Consider the following 2,533-nt stretch of genomic DNA (forward strand, 5'->3'; position numbering starts at 1 on the left):
CTTTCGAGTGCGACCTCTTCGACCTCTTGAGTAATGCTCCGTATAACGCTGCGGGTGGGCCGCAGCGTACAAATTATTATACCAAACCGGTTTCCCGGCGTCAAGGGCCGCCCGGCGCTGGGGCGCTCTTTTTCGGGGCGTCGGGGCTTCAAAACAGGTGCTGTTTCTGCATGGGACCGGGGGCGAAGGGGGTCTCCTCATGGTGGCGGCGGATGAACACTTCCCGGGTCTTGCGGCCCACGCCCCGGCCGTGGGGTTTGGGGGCCGCCGCAAAGGTGCAGCTGATGTTGTAATACCCCCGCATATGGGCCACCAGGTATTGGGCCACGGCGGGCAGGCAGTCGGTGTCCTCGATGTTCTCGTAGTTGTAATCGCTGTACAGGAAGGCGGTCTTTTCCTCCCCGCAGACCAGGGTGATGCCCTCGGCGTCCAGGCGCACTTCGTCCACCACGCTCTGGCGCATGCCGGCCATGCCGCACTCGCTGGCCAGCCGGGACGCCCGGGCCCGCTGGTCCATGGGCACCGACTGGGGGTCCAGGGCCTCGCTGCCCCGCTGGCCGATCTCCAAAAGAATATCCCGCATCATGCGGCTTTCCACCAGCGGCCGGATCTTCTCCTTGGCCCGCGCTTCCCCTGTTTTTGCCTGGATCTTGCGGATGATCCCCATTGCAGACATTCCTCCTGATTGCACATTCCCAAAACGGCGGGGGTCGGTCCTTGCGGCCTCTGTCCCCAGGATAAGTATACCACAACAAAACGGGGCATGCCACAAGAAAATTGCGGCATGCCCCCGGAAGGACTGTTCAGTTTTTGCGGAAATTCAGGCGGTCTCCAGCACCTTGCGCAGGATGGCCAGGGCCTGTTTCACGTCCTGTTCGGTGAGGATCAGCGGCGGCAGCAGCCGGATGCGGTCCTTGGCGGTGAGCACCAGCAGGCCCTGCTTCTCGCAGGCGGCGCGGATGTCGGCGGCTTTGAGGCCGTCGGACAGCTGGATGCCGATCATCAGGCCCAGACCGCTGACCCCCTCCACATGGGGCAGGGTGCGCAGCCCGGTCCACAGGGCGGCGGCGCAGTCGTTGACGTTCTGCATGAATTCCTCGTCCATGGTGTCCAGCACGGCACAGGCGCCGGCACACACCACCGGATTGCCCCCGAAGGTGGAGCCGTGGCTGCCGGGGCCCATGTGGGCAGCCACCTTCTCGGTGGTGACCACCGCGCCGATGGGCAGCCCGCCCCCCAGGCCCTTGGCCAGGGTGACGATGTCCGGGTGGAGGTGGTAGTTCTCGCAGGCCAGGAACTTGCCGGTGCGGCCCACGCCGGTCTGCACCTCGTCCACAATGAGCAGGATGTCCTTGGCGGCGCACAGGTCGGCCACCGCATAGACGTAGTCCGGGTCCAGGGCCACCACGCCGCCCTCGCCCTGCACCAGCTCCATCATAACAGCGCATGTGTGTTCATCGGCAGCGGCTTCCAGGGCGGCAAAGTCCCCGGCGGGGACGTAGGCGAACTCCCCGGGGAAGGGCCCGAAGTCATGGTGGAACACATCCTGGCCGGTGGCGGTGAGGGTGGCCAGGGTACGGCCATGGAAGGAGTTCACCAGGGTGATGACCTTGCTGCGGCCCTCGCCGTAGGTATCCACGCTGTACTTGCGGGCGCACTTGATGGCGCCCTCGTTGGCCTCGGCGCCGGAGTTGCCGAAGAACACCCGGTCCAGGCCGGTGCGGTGGCAGATGCGCCGTGCCAGACGGCCGCAGGGGGCGGTGTAGTACAGGTTGGAGGTGTGCTGCACCTTGGCGGCCTGCTCGGTGACGGCCTGGAGCCAGGCGGGATGGGCGTAGCCCAGGGCGTTGACCCCGATGCCGGAGGTGAAGTCCAGGTAGCGCTTGCCGTCGGCGTCGATGGCGGTCATGCCCTCCCCCCGCTCAATGACGAGGGGGCTGCGGCCGTAGGTGTGCATGATGTATTTGTTGTCCCGGTCGATGACCTTCTGGGTATTCATGAACGAAACCTCCTTGGGAGTTCAGCGGTTGTGGCCGCGATAGAACAAGGTACCGGACCCGCGGTCGGAGAACATTTCCAGCAGGATGGAGTGGGGCACCCGGCCGTCGATGATGACCGCCTCGTTGACCCCCCGGCGGATGGCGTCGGCCATGCCGTCGATCTTGGGCAGCATGCCCCCGGCAATGATGCCCTCGGCCTTGTAGCCCTCGATCTCGGAAATCTCCACCTCCGGGATGAGGGTGGAATCGTCGTTTTTGTCCCGCAGCAGGCCGGTGATGTCGGTCATGGAGACCAGCTTTTCCGCCCCCAGGGCCACGGCGATGGCCGCGGCGGCGGTGTCGGCGTTGACGTTGTACAGCACCCCGTTTTCCGGGTCCATGCCCACGGTGGCCACCACCGGGATGAACTGGTCGTCCAGCAGGTGGTTGATCAGAGTGGTGCTGATGCCGGTGATCTCGCCCACAAAGCCCAGGTCGGCCTTGGTGTAGCGGCGGCAGCTGATGGTGTTGCCGTCCATGCCGCACAGCCCCAC

The 2,533-nt window shown here is 65.3% G+C and carries 2 protein-coding genes and 1 pseudogene; all 3 read right to left on the bottom strand.

What is annotated here, in order from left to right; translation table 11 throughout:
• Positions 1-148 precede the first annotated feature (148 nt).
• The gene (locus Q0K17_RS11165) at positions 149-667 is read right to left on the bottom strand and encodes a hypothetical protein (protein ID WP_294542984.1); all 519 of its coding nucleotides are present in this window, start codon (positions 665-667) and stop codon (positions 149-151) included.
• 153 nt (positions 668-820) lie between these two features.
• On the bottom strand, positions 821-1,999 hold the full coding sequence (locus Q0K17_RS11170; RefSeq protein WP_294542985.1) for an aspartate aminotransferase family protein: 1,179 nt from the start codon (positions 1,997-1,999) through the stop codon (positions 821-823).
• A gap of 21 nt (positions 2,000-2,020) precedes the next feature.
• A pseudogene (locus Q0K17_RS11175) lies at positions 2,021-2,533 on the bottom strand (acetylglutamate kinase); the annotation flags it as partial.

Origin of the sequence: uncultured Gemmiger sp., assembly GCA_944388105.1 — a bacterium.
Taxonomy (GTDB): Bacteria; Bacillota; Clostridia; order Oscillospirales; family Ruminococcaceae; genus Gemmiger.